We start from the raw sequence: 14,730 nt of genomic DNA on the forward strand, positions 1-14,730 counted from the left end.
CAGGGGCTCAATTGCCCCGCAGTCATAACAAGAGGTAAGCCTCATGGGTAAACTCGCATTAGCTGCAAAGATCACGCATGTACCTTCGATGTACTTGTCTGAACTGGACGGCCCAAAGAAGGGTTTCCGTCAAGCCGCCATCGACGGCCACAAGGAAATTGATCGTCGCTGCCGTGAACTGGGCGTCGACACCATCATCGTGTTCGATACCCATTGGCTGGTAAACGCCAGTTACCACATCAACTGTGCTGAGCACTGGGCCGGTAACTACACCAGCAACGAGCTGCCCCACTTCATTTCCAACATGCCGTTCGAATACGACGGCAACCCGGAACTGGGCCGCATCCTGGCAGAAGAGTGTAATGCTCAGGGCGTTGAAACCCTGGCACACGACTCCACTACACTGGATCCGGAATACGGCACACTGGTTCCCATGCGCTATATGAACCAGGATCGTCACTACAAGGTGATTTCGGTTTCAGCCATGTGCACCGTGCATTACCTGAACGACAGTGCGCGTCTGGGCTGGGCCATGCGTAAAGCAATCGAAGAGAAGTATGACGGCACCGTCGCCATCCTGGCGTCCGGCTCCCTGTCACACCGCTTCGCGCAGAACGGTCAGGCACCGGACTTCGCCACCAAGACCTGGTCTCCGTTCCTGGAACGCCTGGACCACGACGTGGTGCGCATGTGGGAAAACGCGGAATGGGAAGACTTCTGCGAAATGTTGCCCGAGTACGCCGTAAAAGGTCATGGCGAAGGCTTCATGCACGACACCGCTATGCTGCTGGGTGCTCTGGGGTGGTCTGAATACGACCAGAAAGCGGAAGTAGTCACACCTTACTTCGGCAGCTCCGGCACCGGCCAGATCAACGCCATCTTCCCGGTTTCTCCGGTGAGTGGCGACAAGGTACCGGGGCCTCAGGCATCCGTTACCGAGACATTTGCACCCGGCTCCAGCCGTCTGTAAATCCGTCTCCTTTCTCCCGAAACGGCCTGCATTTGCAGGCCGTTTTGGTTTCTGCACCCGGCTCCAAACTCCCCTGGATGTCATCGAGCCAGATGCAGCCTTTGGAACTCCTGTTTTATTTAATATATTAAATAAAATATCAGCAGTGGTATTATTTCACCCATAACAACTCAATACCCAACCGGGAGCCCCTGATGTCATCGGTAGCCAACCCCCATCGCCTGATCGTGCTGCTGGCCGCGCTTGTCGCCTTTGGCCCGTTGTCGATCGACATGTATCTGCCCAGCCTGCCATTAATTGCAGCAGACCTTGAAGCACCTGAATCCAGTATTCAGCTCACCATCAGTGCCTTTCTGGTCGGGCTGTTTATCGGCATGCTGTTCTATGGCCCACTGTCGGACAAGTTTGGCCGTCGGGGCCTGCTGTTGGGCGGTATCAGTCTCTATCTGGTCGCCAGTATCGGCTGCATCCTTGCCGACAGTGCCGATACGCTGATCGCAGCACGCTTCCTGCAAGCGCTGGGTGGAGCTGCAGCCTCGGTCCTTGCCCGCGCTATTGTGCGTGACCTTTTCCCCATTAATGAAGCCGCACGCGTACTCTCATTAATGCACCTGGTGACCATGATCGCGACGCTGGTTGCACCGCTAGTCGGCGGTTATCTGATTCTGGTTTCCGGCTGGCGTTCGCTGTTTGTGGTGCTGTTTATCTTTGCTGCCCTGATGCTGGTGTTCAGTGCCTGGAAGATTCCGGAAACCCACCATGGTGATTCACGCAATGCCAGCATTCTGGCCGTGTTCAAGGCTTACCTGCACATCGCTCTGCAACCGGTAGCACTGGGTTACATCCTGTGCATGTCGCTCTGCTTTGCCGGCATGTTTGCCTACATCACCGCCTCTCCTTTCGTGTACATCGAGTACTTTGGCGTAGCACCACAAAACTTCGCCTGGCTGTTCAGTCTTAATATCGGTGGCATCATCGTGCTGGTCAGCCTGAATGCCCGTTACGTGAAGCAAGTCGGAACCCAGAAGCTGCTGGTAGCTTCAGCCGTGCTGGCGACGCTGTCCGGCGCTGTCCTGCTGTTTGGCGGAATGACCGGTACCGGCGGACTCTGGCTGGTAGTAGCTGCATTGCTGGGCTATGTCAGCGTAACCGGTGTCATGGGCGCCAACTGCATGGCCAGCCTATTGGCTCGCTACCCGAATCAAGCCGGCGCTGCAGCGGGCCTGGCCGTGGCCACCCAGTTTGGCCTGGGCGCACTGGCCAGCTCGGCCACCAGTCGCTTTCATGACGGTACCCCTTTGCCCATGGCCTTGATTATCGGCCTGACCGGCATCGGCTGCCTGCTGGCACTGATTCCCACTCGACACTCGCGCCCCGCCTGACCCGGCCAGCCGGCCATTTTGCACACCTGCCCGGAAGGGCCCCAAAGCGGGGCCCTTTTGAAGAAAAGTGCAATAACAAACAAGAATATTACATTTTCTCCAGAGCCCTCACCCCGCATAATCGCCCCAACGCTTGTGGGGAGCTTTTACGTTTACGTTAGCTGGGCAGTCTCACCCATCCCAACACCCCACAGGACCGGATACCAATTATTAAAAGAGAGAAGATCCTGATGACTACTCACAACCCGATGCTTGAGAAACTCAACGAGATCCTCCCGGCCATCCGCGCCAACGCCAGCAAGGCGGAAGAGCTGCGTCAGGTGCCGCAGGAAAACATCGATATGCTGCACGGCATTGGCCTGAACCGCGCCTTCCTGCCGAAAGCATATGGCGGCCTGGAAATGAGCCTGCCTGAGTTTACTGATTGCATCGCGGCACTGGCTGGCGCCTGCTGCTCCACTGCCTGGGCCTACAGCCTGCTGTGCACACACAACCATCAGATGGCCATGTTCTCCAAGGAAGCTCAGGAAGAGTTCTGGGGCGAAAACCCGGATACTGTCGCTTCCAGCTCTATCGCACCCTTCGGTAAGCACGAAGAAACCGAAGGCGGCATCATCTTCACCGGCGACATGAAGTGGAGCTCCGGTGTTGACCACGCGCAGTGGATCATCGTTGGCTTCAACCGTTTCAACGATGCTGGCGAAAAGATCTACAGCTTCGCGGTTATTCCGAAGAAAGAATTCACCATCATCGACGACTGGTACTCTGCCGGCATGGAAGGCAGCGGCACCAAAACCGCCCGCATCGAAGGTGTATTTGTACCCGAGCACCGCATCCAGGCAGCTGGCGACATGATGGAAGGCCGCCATGTAGGTCGCTCTCTGTATCCGGACAGCAAGATCTACCACACCCCGTACCGTCCGTACTTCGCCTGTGGCTTCGCCGCCATGAGCCTGGGTGTTGCTGAGCGCATGATCGACGTCTACAAGGAAATGACCAAGAACCGTGTACGTGCCTACACCGGTGCTCAGGTTAAAGCCTCTATCCCGCCGATCCTGCGTGTAGCCGAGTCCTACCAGCAGGTATGCGCTGCCCGTGCTTACCTGGAAAAAACCTGGAACGAGCACAAGGAGTACGGTGAGCGTCACGAGTACCCGGACCGCTACACCCTGGCTCACTGGCGTACCAACCAGGCTTACGCCATCAAAATGTGTGTTGAAGCCGTTAACCGCCTCTGGGCTGTGATGGGCGCTTCCAACTGGCTGGCCGACCGTGAAGGTCAGCGTCTGTGGCGCGAATCCAACATGACCGCCGCTCACGCTTACACCGACTACGATGTCTGTGCCCAGATCATCGGTCGTGAAATCCTGGGCCTGGAGCCGGATCCCGCTCTGCTGTAATCCCTTCAGGACAAGGCATGTCCTCGGGCGCGCACGTCCAGATGCGCGCCCTGCCTCTGTTTCAGGGGCAATCTGCAAAACCGCAGGCGACCCTACCCCGCCTGCTCTCGTCATATGCTGTATACGGTTTTGTAGCCGACCATAAGAACCCAACATCCAGGTGCTGCCATGAGCAATCAAGTCACTGAATTCGATCCTAAAGCCTTCCGCCGTGCACTGGGCAACTTTGCCACCGGTATCACGGTTATTACCGCCCAGACTCCCTCTGGTGAAAAGACTGGCGTTACTGCCAACAGCTTCAACTCGGTATCTCTGGATCCCGCACTGATCCTGTGGAGCATCGACAAGCGCTCCGGCAGCTGCGAGATTTTCGAACAGGCGTCGCATTTCGCCGTTAACATCCTGGCTGCTGACCAGATTGACGTGTCCAACCACTTCGCTCGCCCCAGCGATGACAAATTCGCTGGCGTTGAATACAGCGAAGGTTTCGGCGGCGCACCGGTACTGCCGCACACCTCTGCCTGCTTTCAGTGTGAATCCTATGAAACCCTAGACGGTGGCGACCACTGGATCCTGATCGGCAAGGTTGTCGCATTTGAAGATGCTGGCCGCGCCCCGCTGGTATACCACCAGGGCAGCTACTCTGTTGTCATGCCGCACTCCCGCTTCCCGGCCAACACCGAAGAACAGCCGGAAGCCGTGCAGAAACTGGAAGGCCGCCTGAGCGATAACCTGTACTACCTGATGACCCAGGCAGTACGCAGCTACCAGGCTGACTACGCCCCGCTGCAGCTGTCCACCGGACTGCGCACCAGCGAAGCACGCATGCTGATGGTGCTGCAGGCCAACCCGAAACTGAGCCTGAAAGACCTGCTCAAAGAGGTCAACATGCCGGATATCGAGGTAAAAGAAGCCACCGATATTCTGCAGCGCAAAGGCCTGATTACCTCTGCGGACGATTGCTACGACATCACAGAACAGGGTAACGAGCAGGCAGAAGCCCTGTGGCGCCTGTCTGAAGAAGAGCAGGACAAGATGTTCAGTCAGTTCAGCGATGAAGAGCTGACCACCTTCAAAAAAGTACTGAGCACCCTCGCCGCTAACTAAGTGATTACATGTCATTTAGCCCTGGGCCAGGTTGTCTATCAAACTGTCCCAGGGACATCTTGGATTCGACAACAAGTTTTGGAGACCCTGTATATCAGCGATGTGATTTGTGACGATTTATAAACGTTATTTTTCTTCATCGTCATCCGCGGGCAAAAAATTGAACTCCCCTTCTACTTTGGGCTCTCTATATGCATACAGAGGGGCGGGCTCCGTAGAGTGATCTGGTGGTAATAATGTAACTCCCGACAGAGAGACGCTTTTGGGCTCAGAGGAGAGCTCTGCAGCAAGTGGCAGCTTTCTTGTCCTGAAAATTGAATCCTGGGTATCAGTATCAGAGCCTATTTCATTCAGAGAAATAGAAGAATCTGACAATTCAATCATCAGGCGCAGATCATTTTCTGAATTGGCATGGGACATTGCAGTGTCATAACTAATAATACCGTCACTGAACAACTCAAATAACGCCTGGTCAAACGTTTGCATTCCCGCATCGCCTGAAGCTTTCATAATGTCTTTAATTGAGTGCACATCCCCTTTGCGGATTAACTCCTTTATGACCGGAGTACACGTCATAACTTCTACTGCAACACGCCTTGAGACATCCCCTACCGTCGGCAAAAGCATCTGGGCCACTATCCCCCTCAGGTTAAAGGAAAGATCCATCCACACCTGATTGTGTTGCTCTACAGGAAAAAATGACAAAATACGGTCTAGTGCCTGACTGGCATTATTGGCATGTAAGGTTGCAAGACAAAGGTGACCTGTCTCAGCAAAAGCCAGCGCATGCTGCATTAATTCAGCATCTCGTATTTCTCCCATAAGGATTACATCTGGGGCCTGACGCAGAGCGCTTTTCAGCGCTTTGGCAAATGAAGGCGTGTCAATTCCAACTTCCCGCTGGGCAATAATACTTTTCTTATGGGTATGGATGAATTCGACAGGATCTTCAATAGTAATAATGTGACCTGTCTTATTCTGGTTTCGATAGTCAATCAAAGATGCGAGCGTTGTCGATTTCCCTGACGAAGTACTCCCTACCACCAGCACGAGACCATGCTTGGCCATAACCAGCTCTTTGAGGGTTGCAGGCAGCTTCAGATCGCCCAAGCTGGGAATAAATCCCTGGATTCGTCTAACTACCATCGCTGGCATTGACCGCTGCTGATAAACGCTTATACGAAACCTGCCAAGATTGGGCTGATTGAGTGCAAAACTACATTCACATTCTTCTTCATACTCTCGCTTCTGCAGGTCATTCATTGCGCTCATGATGACAGCTGTTGCTGTTTCATCACTTAACGCTTTGTTACCCCACGGCTTAACTGTTCCATTGACTTTAATGGCAGGAGGAGCATCAGCAGTAATGAACAAGTCCGATGCATGCCGCTTTACCATGAACTTGAGAAGCTCCAAAAAAGTCATTTAATACTACCCAACCCAATAAGTGACTACAGTAAACACACCATTAAACATAATGATAGCCCCCCTTTTTCCCGAATGCACCTTCCTACTCTTACACCAACCCAAAGCTTAAAGACCAGTAGCTGTGGGGGTTACAGATAGTTTTGAGTCTTTAAGACCGCTGATCAATTTAATAAGCACAAATATGTCTCTGTTTTAGGTACACAATTGTTTTTTTCACCTCCGTTCAACACCTGGGCCTTGCCTCGACTTTCAATCACTCTCTATCATAAGCTCCAGCCTCCATTTGAAGGATATATTATGAAAAAGGAACTTGTTCTGGGCTTCGGACGGCTCAGCCGTTTGCGCTTCATGGCGTATTTCAACCTCTGGCACCTGCTTGCCTTCGCGCCTCTGACACTCTGGGCACTTCTGGCCACGCCCGAGGACTCCAGTCTTCTGACCTTCACCCTTGCCACGGTCGTTGTATTCAACCTGGTCGCCCTCAAAATGGCCGCTCAGCGTTATCGTGACGCCGGTGCCAGTGGCTTCTGGTCGCTTACTTACCTTATCCCTCCCGCAGCTCCCTTTATTTACCTGATTCTGGCAACAGTGCCCGGCGACCGGGACGATAACCGCTTCGGTAAGGCACCACCCAAAAGCCCCAGGTGGCTACTCATCCCTGCCTTGTTGCCATTGGCATTGCTGATTTGGCACTGGATTACCCTCATCAACCTGCTGTTCAGCAGCGCGCCCTTGTTGATGGCCGGCATGACGCTCTAGCAAGCTCTATGAGGTTATAATCAAGGGGACAAACACATGCGCCTTAATGCCAGGCGCTGACAGGAGTCCCCTCGACGCAATGCCGGATACAAAACAGCTCCATACGTTAGCCTCAGGCTGGATACCCTCAGTTGATGTACTCAAGACCCTGGAGCAGCTGGGAACGGCGGCCTTTTACGATATTTTTCTCAACTGGCTGCAACAAGAATTCGGCACCGAGCAGTGCATGGTATTTTACTGCCCGGATGGCGAGCGCGTCTCAACACTGATCTACAAGGATTATGCCCGTGAGGCCTCGGGCAAACGTCTGGCTGAAGCCTATGTGAGCGAGCGCCACTATCTTCAGGACCCCAACTTTCAGCTGCTCAAAACACTCAGGCCCGGTGATGTTGAAATCGTGCGCTTCAATTCAGTAAGTGGCGATATGGGTCTCCATTACCGCAAGGCATTCTTTGAAACGCCGGGCTTCAGCGACAAAATTTCCATTCTCCGCGGGACCGAGCAGGGAAACTACTACATCAACCTGTACCGCCGTGACCCCGGCTTTGATGAGCGCTTTGACGACAAGAGTTTCGAGCATACGGTATGTGGACTCATCAGCATTCTGGTCAGCAAGCATTTTCAACTCAATGAGCACCTGCGCCAGGAAGGGCCTCTCGCCTTTCTGTCTGAACGCGAACAGCAAGTATGTCAGGCGGTGCTGAGGGGCAAGAAAAATGAAGCCATTGCCGCCGAGCTTGATGTAGCTGTCAGCAGCGTCATTACCTATCGAAAACGCGCCTACGAAAAGCTGGGAATTTCCAGCCGGGCCCAGCTATTCGCGCTGTGTACTTGAACTTGATACCGCATTTACATGATGCCGGTCACTTGCCTGCTGTATAAAATTTAGCCTTAAATGGTACTGTGAATGAAAGGGTGAGACAGGAATCCCCCACAATCAGGAATTCAGATGGCAGCATTGAAGCGCAATCTATGGACCCTCTTCTGGCTTATCCTTCTCGGAGGCGCAGTGCTGCTGAGCGTCATTCTGTATGCGCGCTGGCAATCTCTCTACGATGAACACAGAACCTACCATCAAAACAGAGCCGAACTGATCTCCCAGGCCGTCAACAGCGTGCTCCACACTCAGGAGCTTGTGTTGGATGTCATTGGCCGGGAGCTTATTTCCAACGAGCAGATGTTTGATAACAGCCAGCAGCTCCCCTTGCTGGATAATATCCTGGCAGTCGACAAAAGCATGCTCGGGTTTGGCCTGGCCCGGCCTGACGGCACTCTGGTCAGAGTCAGTTCCAATCTGGACCTCAGCAAACTGCCCAACTTGCGCACCCAGCCCGAAAGCGCTGCCAGTTTTGAACAAGCTCTGATGTCCGACAAAATGGTGCTGGGCCGTACTTACTTCCTGCCTGCTCTTGACGCCTGGGTGATCCCCATTCGCAAGGCACTGCGCTCACCCAATGGTGAAGTGCTGGCCGTGATGACTGGCGGCCTGCGGATGAATACACCCGGTAGCGTGTTCAGCTCCAGTGTGCGCAACAGACCAAACGATATTATCAAGCTGTACCGTGAAGCCGATGGCTACTTACAGTACATCGCGCCCAACGCGGTGGGGCCGGCGATCTATACACGGCCACAGATAACAACCGAACAACGGGACGAGAACCGGCAGGGCTATACCGAAGAAATCGGCATGACGGTCGATGAAGTGAAAGCACTGGATCGTGCCGTCTCATTCTCCAATGAGTACGATGGCGAAGCCTATATCACAGCCGCCATATTCAACCGGCGCTATCAACTTTGGACACTGTCCGAAACCAGCCTCACGCCATTAAAAGCCAAGTTTCGCGCCACACTCCTGCAATACCTGACCGTCTTCATCCTGATCTTTGGCGTCCTGTACGCATTGTTCCGTGTTATTCACCGTGCCGAACGTGAGCGCCGCGAAGAGCTGCTATACCACTCCTGTCATGACGACCTGACCGGACTGCTCAACCGCGCCGGTCTGTTCCAGGTGTTGGATGAGCAGGTCGAGCGCCAGCACTCATTCTGTCTTGTTATCATCAACATTGACCATTTCAAGGGCATTAATGACCGTTTTGGGCAGGATATCGGGGATGAAACCCTGGTGGCCTTCAGTGATCAACTGACCGCTCTTTGTGGTACTAACCCCGGCAACCACCTGGCCCGCCTGGGCGGTGATGAGTTTGTTGTTGTCAGCGAGAACACGGATCCCGATGAGCAGCAAAGAGTCTGTGAAGAGCTGTTGAAGGATCTGGCAACCAACATGGCCATCGGACGCCTCAACCTGCAACTGACCGCCAGTGCCGGTATTGCCTTCTACCCGGGGCACGGAGACTCCACCAGCAAGCTGCTGCGCAGTGCTCACCTGGCGCTGTATCGAGCCAAGAACAATCGGAACTCTGTCAGCCTTTACCGCTCCGAGATGGAGATGGATTACTTGCGCCAGTTGGTGGTTGAACAGCGCCTGCGCCTGGCGCTTACCGATAAACATCTGCATATGGTGTATCAGCCACAGGTAGACAATGAGGGCCTTGTGGTCGGCCTTGAAGCCCTGGTCCGCTGGCAGGATGAAGAGCTGGGTGCCGTTTCCCCTCAGGAGTTTGTCGGTGTCGCAGAACAAAGTGGCTTGATGCTCTCTCTGGGACACTTCGTGCTTGATACCAGCCTCAAGGAGTATGCAGAACTGCGCGAAAAGCTTGGTCATGGGCTCGATCTGGCCATCAACATTTCGGTGATCCAGTTCGAACAGCCACAGTTTGTCAAAGAGGTGATGCACCTGCTGCACACCCACCAGGTTCCGCCACAGGAGCTGGTACTGGAGATTACCGAAAGCCTTGTCATGACCAACGTCGACCAGGTGCTCAATACCATCAAGCGACTGCAGGATCAAGGTATCCGCCTGTCCATGGATGATTTCGGCACCGGCTTTTCCTCGCTCAGCCTGCTGCGAGACCTGCCACTGAATGAATTGAAGGTGGATAAGAGTTTCGTGGATAGCATGCTGGATGATCCGCGAGCAGCTAACATGATTCGCAGCATCATTTTTATTGCGCAAAGCCACGCAATGGATGTAGTTGTTGAAGGCGTTGAGCTGCAGGCGCAGGCTGAAAAACTGATGAGCATGGGGTGCCGCCGTTTTCAGGGGTATTACTTCAGCCGACCTGAACGTCTGGAACGCATTCTGGAAATCTGCACGCAAGACAGCCGGGGAATGCCATTCAAGGCCCATTAATCGACTTGAGTTGCAGCGCCGGAGCCAGTCTATTGCAGTATATTTGTACTCCCGCAGTACGCTCAGGCTTCAGCCGTTCATGCGGCTGTGTTACTTTCTTGCTACGGTCAACTTAACACTGGGAGCTGTTGCTGATGTCCGCTGATAAATTTCGCCTCGTTACACGCAGTGATTTTGACGGCCTTGTCTGTGCCGTATTGCTTAAACATCTGGATCTGATTGACGATATCAAGTTTGTTCACCCCAAGGACATGCAGGATGGAAAAGTCGATATTACTGACCGTGATATCACCACCAACCTCCCTTACGTGAAAGGCGTTAACCTGGCCTTTGACCACCACCTCTCTGAAACCATCCGAAACGAAAAAGTGGACAACCACATTATCGATCCCGATGCGCCTTCAGCAGCACGCGTGGTATGGAAGCATTACGGTGGCCATGATGCTTTCCCGGCTGCCTGGGATGAAATGATGGAAGCCGTGGACAAGGGTGACTCAGCACAGTTCACTCAGGATGAAGTCCTTAACGCCAAAGGCTGGGTGCTGCTTAACTTCCTGATGGATGCCCGCACCGGCCTGGGCCGGTTCCGCGAATTCCGCATCTCCAACTACGCCCTGATGATGGACCTGATCGACTACTGCAAAAACCACAGTATCGAAGAGATCCTGAGCCTGCCGGACATCAAAGAGCGTGTAGAGCTGTATTTCGAGCAGGAAGCCAAGTTCAAGGAACAGGTAAAACGCTGTGCCACCGTGCACAACAACCTGGTCGTTCTGGACCTGCGCAATGAAGAGCAGATCTGGGCCGGTAACCGCTTCATGATTTATGCGCTTTACCCTGAGTGCAACATTTCCATCCACGTCATGTGGGGGCTTAAACAGCAGAACACCGTTTTCGCTACCGGCAAGTCCATTTTCGACCGCGGCTCCAAAACCAATGTAGGTGAGCTGATGCTGGAATATGGCGGTGGTGGTCACCACGCAGCCGGCACTTGCCAGGTGGAAAATGACCGTGCTGAAACCGTACTGAAAGAACTGATCACTCGTATTAACGCTGACGGTTGATAGCGCTATTCGTTTACCTATAGATAAAGTCGGACCGGTCAATGACCGGTCCTTATCAAGCATCCATGCGACTGACGCTGGCACACGCCAGTTATCCCGTCTCTAGAAATCGTAGCTCAAAGAGAGTCGCACATTACGCGGCGCCCCCCACCAGGCCTGACTGTAGAAGCCTACCTGGTCGTAATATTCCTTATCGAACAGGTTATTCAGGTTCAGCTGAGCACTGAGGTCCGGCGTAAACTCATAACGCGCCATCAGATCAACTACGGAATAACTGCCCTGTGACACTCGCGTTGTGCCATTCGGGCCACGGGTATTGCGGTAGATATCACTCTGCCAACGCACACCACCGCCCACGCGCAACGCACGCCAGTCATCCGCGAACTGGTAGCTGGTAAACAGTTTTGCCTGCTGACGCGGATGGGTCGTGTTCATACGGTCCCCCTCGGCGGTTTTGGGGCTTGCCATAGTATAGCTGGCATTCAGGTTCCAGCCCGGTGCCAGACGACCGACCAGCTCTGCCTCAAAACCTTCCACGGTGGCACCCTCAGTGGCCCTATATGCCTGTGTATCGGGGCGACCATTCACCGTTTCTCCGGGGATCGCTTCTCCCAGCCCGTCCTGCTCGCTGCGGAAGACCGCCAGGTTAAGATCAAGTTCCTCTGCCAATGAAGCCTTCAAACCAACTTCATAGTTGCGCCCGGTGATCGGATCCAGCAGGGAGCCATTGGCAGAGCGGACATTCTGCGTCTGGAAAATTTCCGTATAGCTGACATAGCTACTGAAGCGATCATCAAAATCGTAGATCAACCCCGCATAGGGCGTGAGTTCGTTACTATAGGAGTAGCTGCGGTGGTCACCGTAATAGTCCTGCTTCAACTTCCAGTCACTGAATCTCATGCCCGCTACAAGATGCAGAGGATCGGCCAGAGACAAGCGAGTGACACCATAAGCCCCTGTTTGAACCAGTTTGCTGTCATCGACACTGCCATAGGCGCTCCACTCGGGTTCAAGCACAGGGTCACCCTTGCCATCGAAGTAGCCACCAATACCTGGCGCGGCCCCGACCGGTGAGGCTAAACGCATATCCAGATCATCCTGCGTACGCACCCAGCCGAAAGCAGCTTCATGCTCTCGGCCCCAAAGCTCAAAGGGGCCCTCTGCAGTAAAGTGCAGATCCTGACGACTGCGATCTCCTCGATAATTGGCAAAATAGGCTGTCATGCCCTCGCCTGTTTCCTGATCAGGAAAACCGCCCCGGAACAGGTAAGACAGACCATAGTTGCCATCGTCATAGCTATAGGCCGCACGCAGTCGCCAGCCATTATCCAGGTAGTGGTTCACATCCATGAATGCACGTGTGGTTTCGTTAAAAAAGCGAGACCAGTCCGTATTGTTGCTGGCCGACCGGTCAAAGTCGGTCAAACTGCCGTCAGCATAAAACATGGGAAAACCGGCACCGGCGCCATCCGTCTGGTTGTGCTGGTACTCTATTCCCAGGCTGACATCGGTTCGGGCGGTGAGCTGTGAATTGATGACACCGTAATAGGTTTCCTTGTCATGCTCCATGCCATCCACATGCGTGTCCTGCTGATCCCGGACGGCTATGAAGCGCGCAGCGGTTCGCCCCGACTCACCAAAAGGCGTGGATACGTCTGCGACTATTCGGCGCTTATCCCAGCGTCCAATATCACCACTGAGGCTGGCAGCCGATTCCAGTAGTGGTTTCTTGCGGATGAAGTTGACACTGGCAGAGGGATCACCGGCTCCGGTGAGAAGACCTGTTGCGCCTCGAACAACCTCAATGCGGTCATAAATGGCACTGTCCCAGTCAGTATCACCAAAATTCCAGTAGCCCTGAATAGGGGTCATCAAACCGTCGAACTGGTAGGTGCTGATTGAGTAACCACGGGCTGAATAGTTAAAGCGGTTACTGTCACTCCGGGTCATCGAGACACCGGGGGCACGGTGCATGATGTCACCGCTGGTATTGAGCCCCTGGTCTTTTATCTGCTGGTGTGTGAGAACGCTGACAGCCTGAGGGGTCTCCTTGATAGAGAGCGGAAGGCTGGTTGCAGTCGTACTGGCGCCAGGGGCATAACTGTCTCGCTGCTCTGAGTCAGCCGATAGCTGACGACCTGTTACAACAACCGTATCCTGCTCAAGCTGAGTCGTTTCAGCCAACACAGGCACACTGAGCAAGAGAGGGGCTGTGAGTACGCTGAATCGGCCTGCACGCCTGTGTGATAAGGGATCAAGAAACATAGAGCTACTTCTCCAAACCGCATTGAATATCCTGTTGCTTCCGTCCCCATTGGGGTGAGTTATCGGGTCGAAAGCCACCGTGAATAAGAATTGTTATTATTTAATATTCGATGCGGTTTGAGCTATGCCAGATGACAGAATGTCTATTCAGGCGCAGAAGGTTCACCTGATAAGCGAGCTGGGAGCAACGCCAAAGTACTTGCGAAAGGCGGTGGTGAAATTGGTAGCATAACTGTAACCGGAGAAGTTGGCCGCCTGTTGCACACTGAATCCTTGCAGCAAATAGTCCCGTGCCCTTTGCAGGCGCTGTTCCTTGATGAAGTCGAATAGCGTGTGGCCGTAACAGGCCTTGAACTTGCTGCGCAAGCTACTGGGACTCATGGCAGCAATCTGTGCCAGCTCACTTAAGCTGTAGCCCTCTTGAGGGCTGGCCACAATCAGGTCACGTACCCTCTCCAGACGCAGGCGTTCCTGGGGCGGTAAACGAACATCTTCTGATTTTGCGGATGAATTATCGAGCACCAGCCCTTTAGATAAAATCTGCAGACTCAAGCCTTCCAGGTACATCTGAGAAAGACTCATATCACCCCGAAATTGCACCAGCCCCTGATACAGATATTCAGGCAAGCGCCAGACAGTCCAGCCGCTTTTTCGTTGTTCTGGCACCTGCAAGTTAGCCAATGCAGCCCGATCAAGGCTCAGGGTCAGCACTTTGAGGTTCTGGCCGCTCAACTGAAGCGCATCCAATTGCATTTCACGTTCCAGGCTCAGCGTAAGTGCCATTTTCTCTCTGAGCTCAACGCGCTCCTGACCAAGGCTCAGACTGACGCTCCCCTGAAGCATGATAATGATATTGAGCGGTGCCGGATCCAACGAACTGGACGCGTAGGTCTCCATGACCTGAACATTCGAGTAAACCAGTTGCATACCCGAGCGCAGGCTCAACTCTCTTACCTGCCCTTCAAGAATGTTGCTGGAACGGAGTGCATCCGGAAAACGGTAATCCAGTGCATAACGCTTGCCGAATGTGAGCAGATCCTGATCAGTGAAAGTACGGGTATCGAATACACCCGCTGAATGGCTGTACTGCATAGATGGTTACACG

At 53.7% G+C, this 14,730-nt stretch carries 11 protein-coding genes; 8 read left to right on the plus strand and 3 right to left on the minus strand.

Annotation, left to right across the window (positions count from 1 at the left end; genetic code table 11):
- The first annotated feature begins 43 nt into the window (after window positions 1-43).
- The 4 genes from hpaD (at window position 44) to BW956_RS02205 (ending at window position 4,859) form a co-directional block, all read left to right on the plus strand.
- Window positions 44-970 (plus strand): 3,4-dihydroxyphenylacetate 2,3-dioxygenase, encoded by a 927-nt coding sequence (gene hpaD, locus BW956_RS02190; protein ID WP_029511222.1) that lies wholly within the window; start codon window positions 44-46, stop codon window positions 968-970.
- 194 nt (window positions 971-1,164) lie between these two features.
- On the plus strand, window positions 1,165-2,352 hold the full coding sequence (locus BW956_RS02195) for a Bcr/CflA family multidrug efflux MFS transporter (protein ID WP_076460437.1): 1,188 nt from the start codon (window positions 1,165-1,167) through the stop codon (window positions 2,350-2,352).
- 230 nt (window positions 2,353-2,582) lie between these two features.
- Window positions 2,583-3,752 carry a p-hydroxyphenylacetate 3-hydroxylase oxygenase component gene (locus BW956_RS02200; protein ID WP_010324192.1) on the plus strand — a complete coding sequence of 390 codons (1,170 nt, stop codon included), beginning with the start codon at window positions 2,583-2,585 and terminating at the stop codon, window positions 3,750-3,752.
- 168 nt (window positions 3,753-3,920) lie between these two features.
- Window positions 3,921-4,859, plus strand: coding sequence for a p-hydroxyphenylacetate 3-hydroxylase reductase component (locus BW956_RS02205; protein ID WP_076460438.1), 939 nt, complete (start codon window positions 3,921-3,923; stop codon window positions 4,857-4,859).
- Between the two features lie 126 nt (window positions 4,860-4,985).
- Here BW956_RS02205 and BW956_RS02210 read toward each other — a convergent pair whose 3' ends face one another.
- Entirely contained in the window at window positions 4,986-6,284 is a 1,299-nt protein-coding gene (locus BW956_RS02210; RefSeq protein ID WP_076460439.1) for a PilT/PilU family type 4a pilus ATPase, read from the minus strand.
- Window positions 6,285-6,584: 300 nt separating this feature from the next.
- Between BW956_RS02210 and BW956_RS02215 the strand changes: the two genes are divergently transcribed.
- From BW956_RS02215 to BW956_RS02230, 4 genes are all read left to right on the plus strand, one after another.
- Entirely contained in the window at window positions 6,585-7,046 is a 462-nt protein-coding gene (locus BW956_RS02215; protein ID WP_076460440.1) for a DUF805 domain-containing protein, read from the plus strand.
- A 79-nt stretch (window positions 7,047-7,125) separates the two neighbouring features.
- Window positions 7,126-7,881, plus strand: coding sequence for a LuxR C-terminal-related transcriptional regulator (locus BW956_RS02220; protein ID WP_076460442.1), 756 nt, complete (start codon window positions 7,126-7,128; stop codon window positions 7,879-7,881).
- 114 nt (window positions 7,882-7,995) lie between these two features.
- Window positions 7,996-10,296, plus strand: coding sequence for a bifunctional diguanylate cyclase/phosphodiesterase (locus BW956_RS02225; protein WP_076460444.1), 2,301 nt, complete (start codon window positions 7,996-7,998; stop codon window positions 10,294-10,296).
- Between the two features lie 134 nt (window positions 10,297-10,430).
- Window positions 10,431-11,360, plus strand: a complete 930-nt coding sequence (locus tag BW956_RS02230; protein ID WP_076460445.1) for an exopolyphosphatase — start codon at window positions 10,431-10,433, stop codon at window positions 11,358-11,360.
- 102 nt (window positions 11,361-11,462) lie between these two features.
- Here BW956_RS02230 and fauA read toward each other — a convergent pair whose 3' ends face one another.
- Together fauA and BW956_RS02240 are read right to left on the minus strand one after the other, a co-directional pair.
- A complete protein-coding gene (gene fauA, locus BW956_RS02235) occupies window positions 11,463-13,625 on the minus strand; it encodes a TonB-dependent alcaligin siderophore receptor FauA (protein WP_076460447.1) in 2,163 nt (720 codons plus the stop codon).
- A gap of 162 nt (window positions 13,626-13,787) precedes the next feature.
- Window positions 13,788-14,717, minus strand: coding sequence for an AraC family transcriptional regulator (locus BW956_RS02240; RefSeq protein WP_076460449.1), 930 nt, complete (start codon window positions 14,715-14,717; stop codon window positions 13,788-13,790).
- Window positions 14,718-14,730: the final 13 nt, after the last annotated feature.

This window comes from Marinobacterium stanieri (assembly GCF_900155945.1).
In the GTDB taxonomy this organism is placed as follows: domain Bacteria; phylum Pseudomonadota; class Gammaproteobacteria; order Pseudomonadales; family Balneatricaceae; genus Marinobacterium; species Marinobacterium stanieri.

Excerpts from the sequence above, each read along its gene's own strand:
- hpaD (WP_029511222.1), top strand. The coding sequence starts at position 44 with ATGGGTAAACTCGCATTAGCTGCAAAGATCACGCATGTACCTTCGATG.
- BW956_RS02195 (WP_076460437.1), top strand. The coding sequence starts at position 1,165 with ATGTCATCGGTAGCCAACCCCCATCGCCTGATCGTGCTGCTGGCCGCG.
- BW956_RS02200 (WP_010324192.1), top strand. The coding sequence starts at position 2,583 with ATGACTACTCACAACCCGATGCTTGAGAAACTCAACGAGATCCTCCCG.
- BW956_RS02205 (WP_076460438.1), top strand. The coding sequence starts at position 3,921 with ATGAGCAATCAAGTCACTGAATTCGATCCTAAAGCCTTCCGCCGTGCA.
- BW956_RS02210 (WP_076460439.1), bottom strand. The coding sequence starts at position 6,284 with ATGACTTTTTTGGAGCTTCTCAAGTTCATGGTAAAGCGGCATGCATCG.
- BW956_RS02215 (WP_076460440.1), top strand. The coding sequence starts at position 6,585 with ATGAAAAAGGAACTTGTTCTGGGCTTCGGACGGCTCAGCCGTTTGCGC.
- BW956_RS02220 (WP_076460442.1), top strand. The coding sequence starts at position 7,126 with ATGCCGGATACAAAACAGCTCCATACGTTAGCCTCAGGCTGGATACCC.
- BW956_RS02225 (WP_076460444.1), top strand. The coding sequence starts at position 7,996 with ATGGCAGCATTGAAGCGCAATCTATGGACCCTCTTCTGGCTTATCCTT.
- BW956_RS02230 (WP_076460445.1), top strand. The coding sequence starts at position 10,431 with ATGTCCGCTGATAAATTTCGCCTCGTTACACGCAGTGATTTTGACGGC.
- fauA (WP_076460447.1), bottom strand. The coding sequence starts at position 13,625 with ATGTTTCTTGATCCCTTATCACACAGGCGTGCAGGCCGATTCAGCGTA.
- BW956_RS02240 (WP_076460449.1), bottom strand. The coding sequence starts at position 14,717 with ATGCAGTACAGCCATTCAGCGGGTGTATTCGATACCCGTACTTTCACT.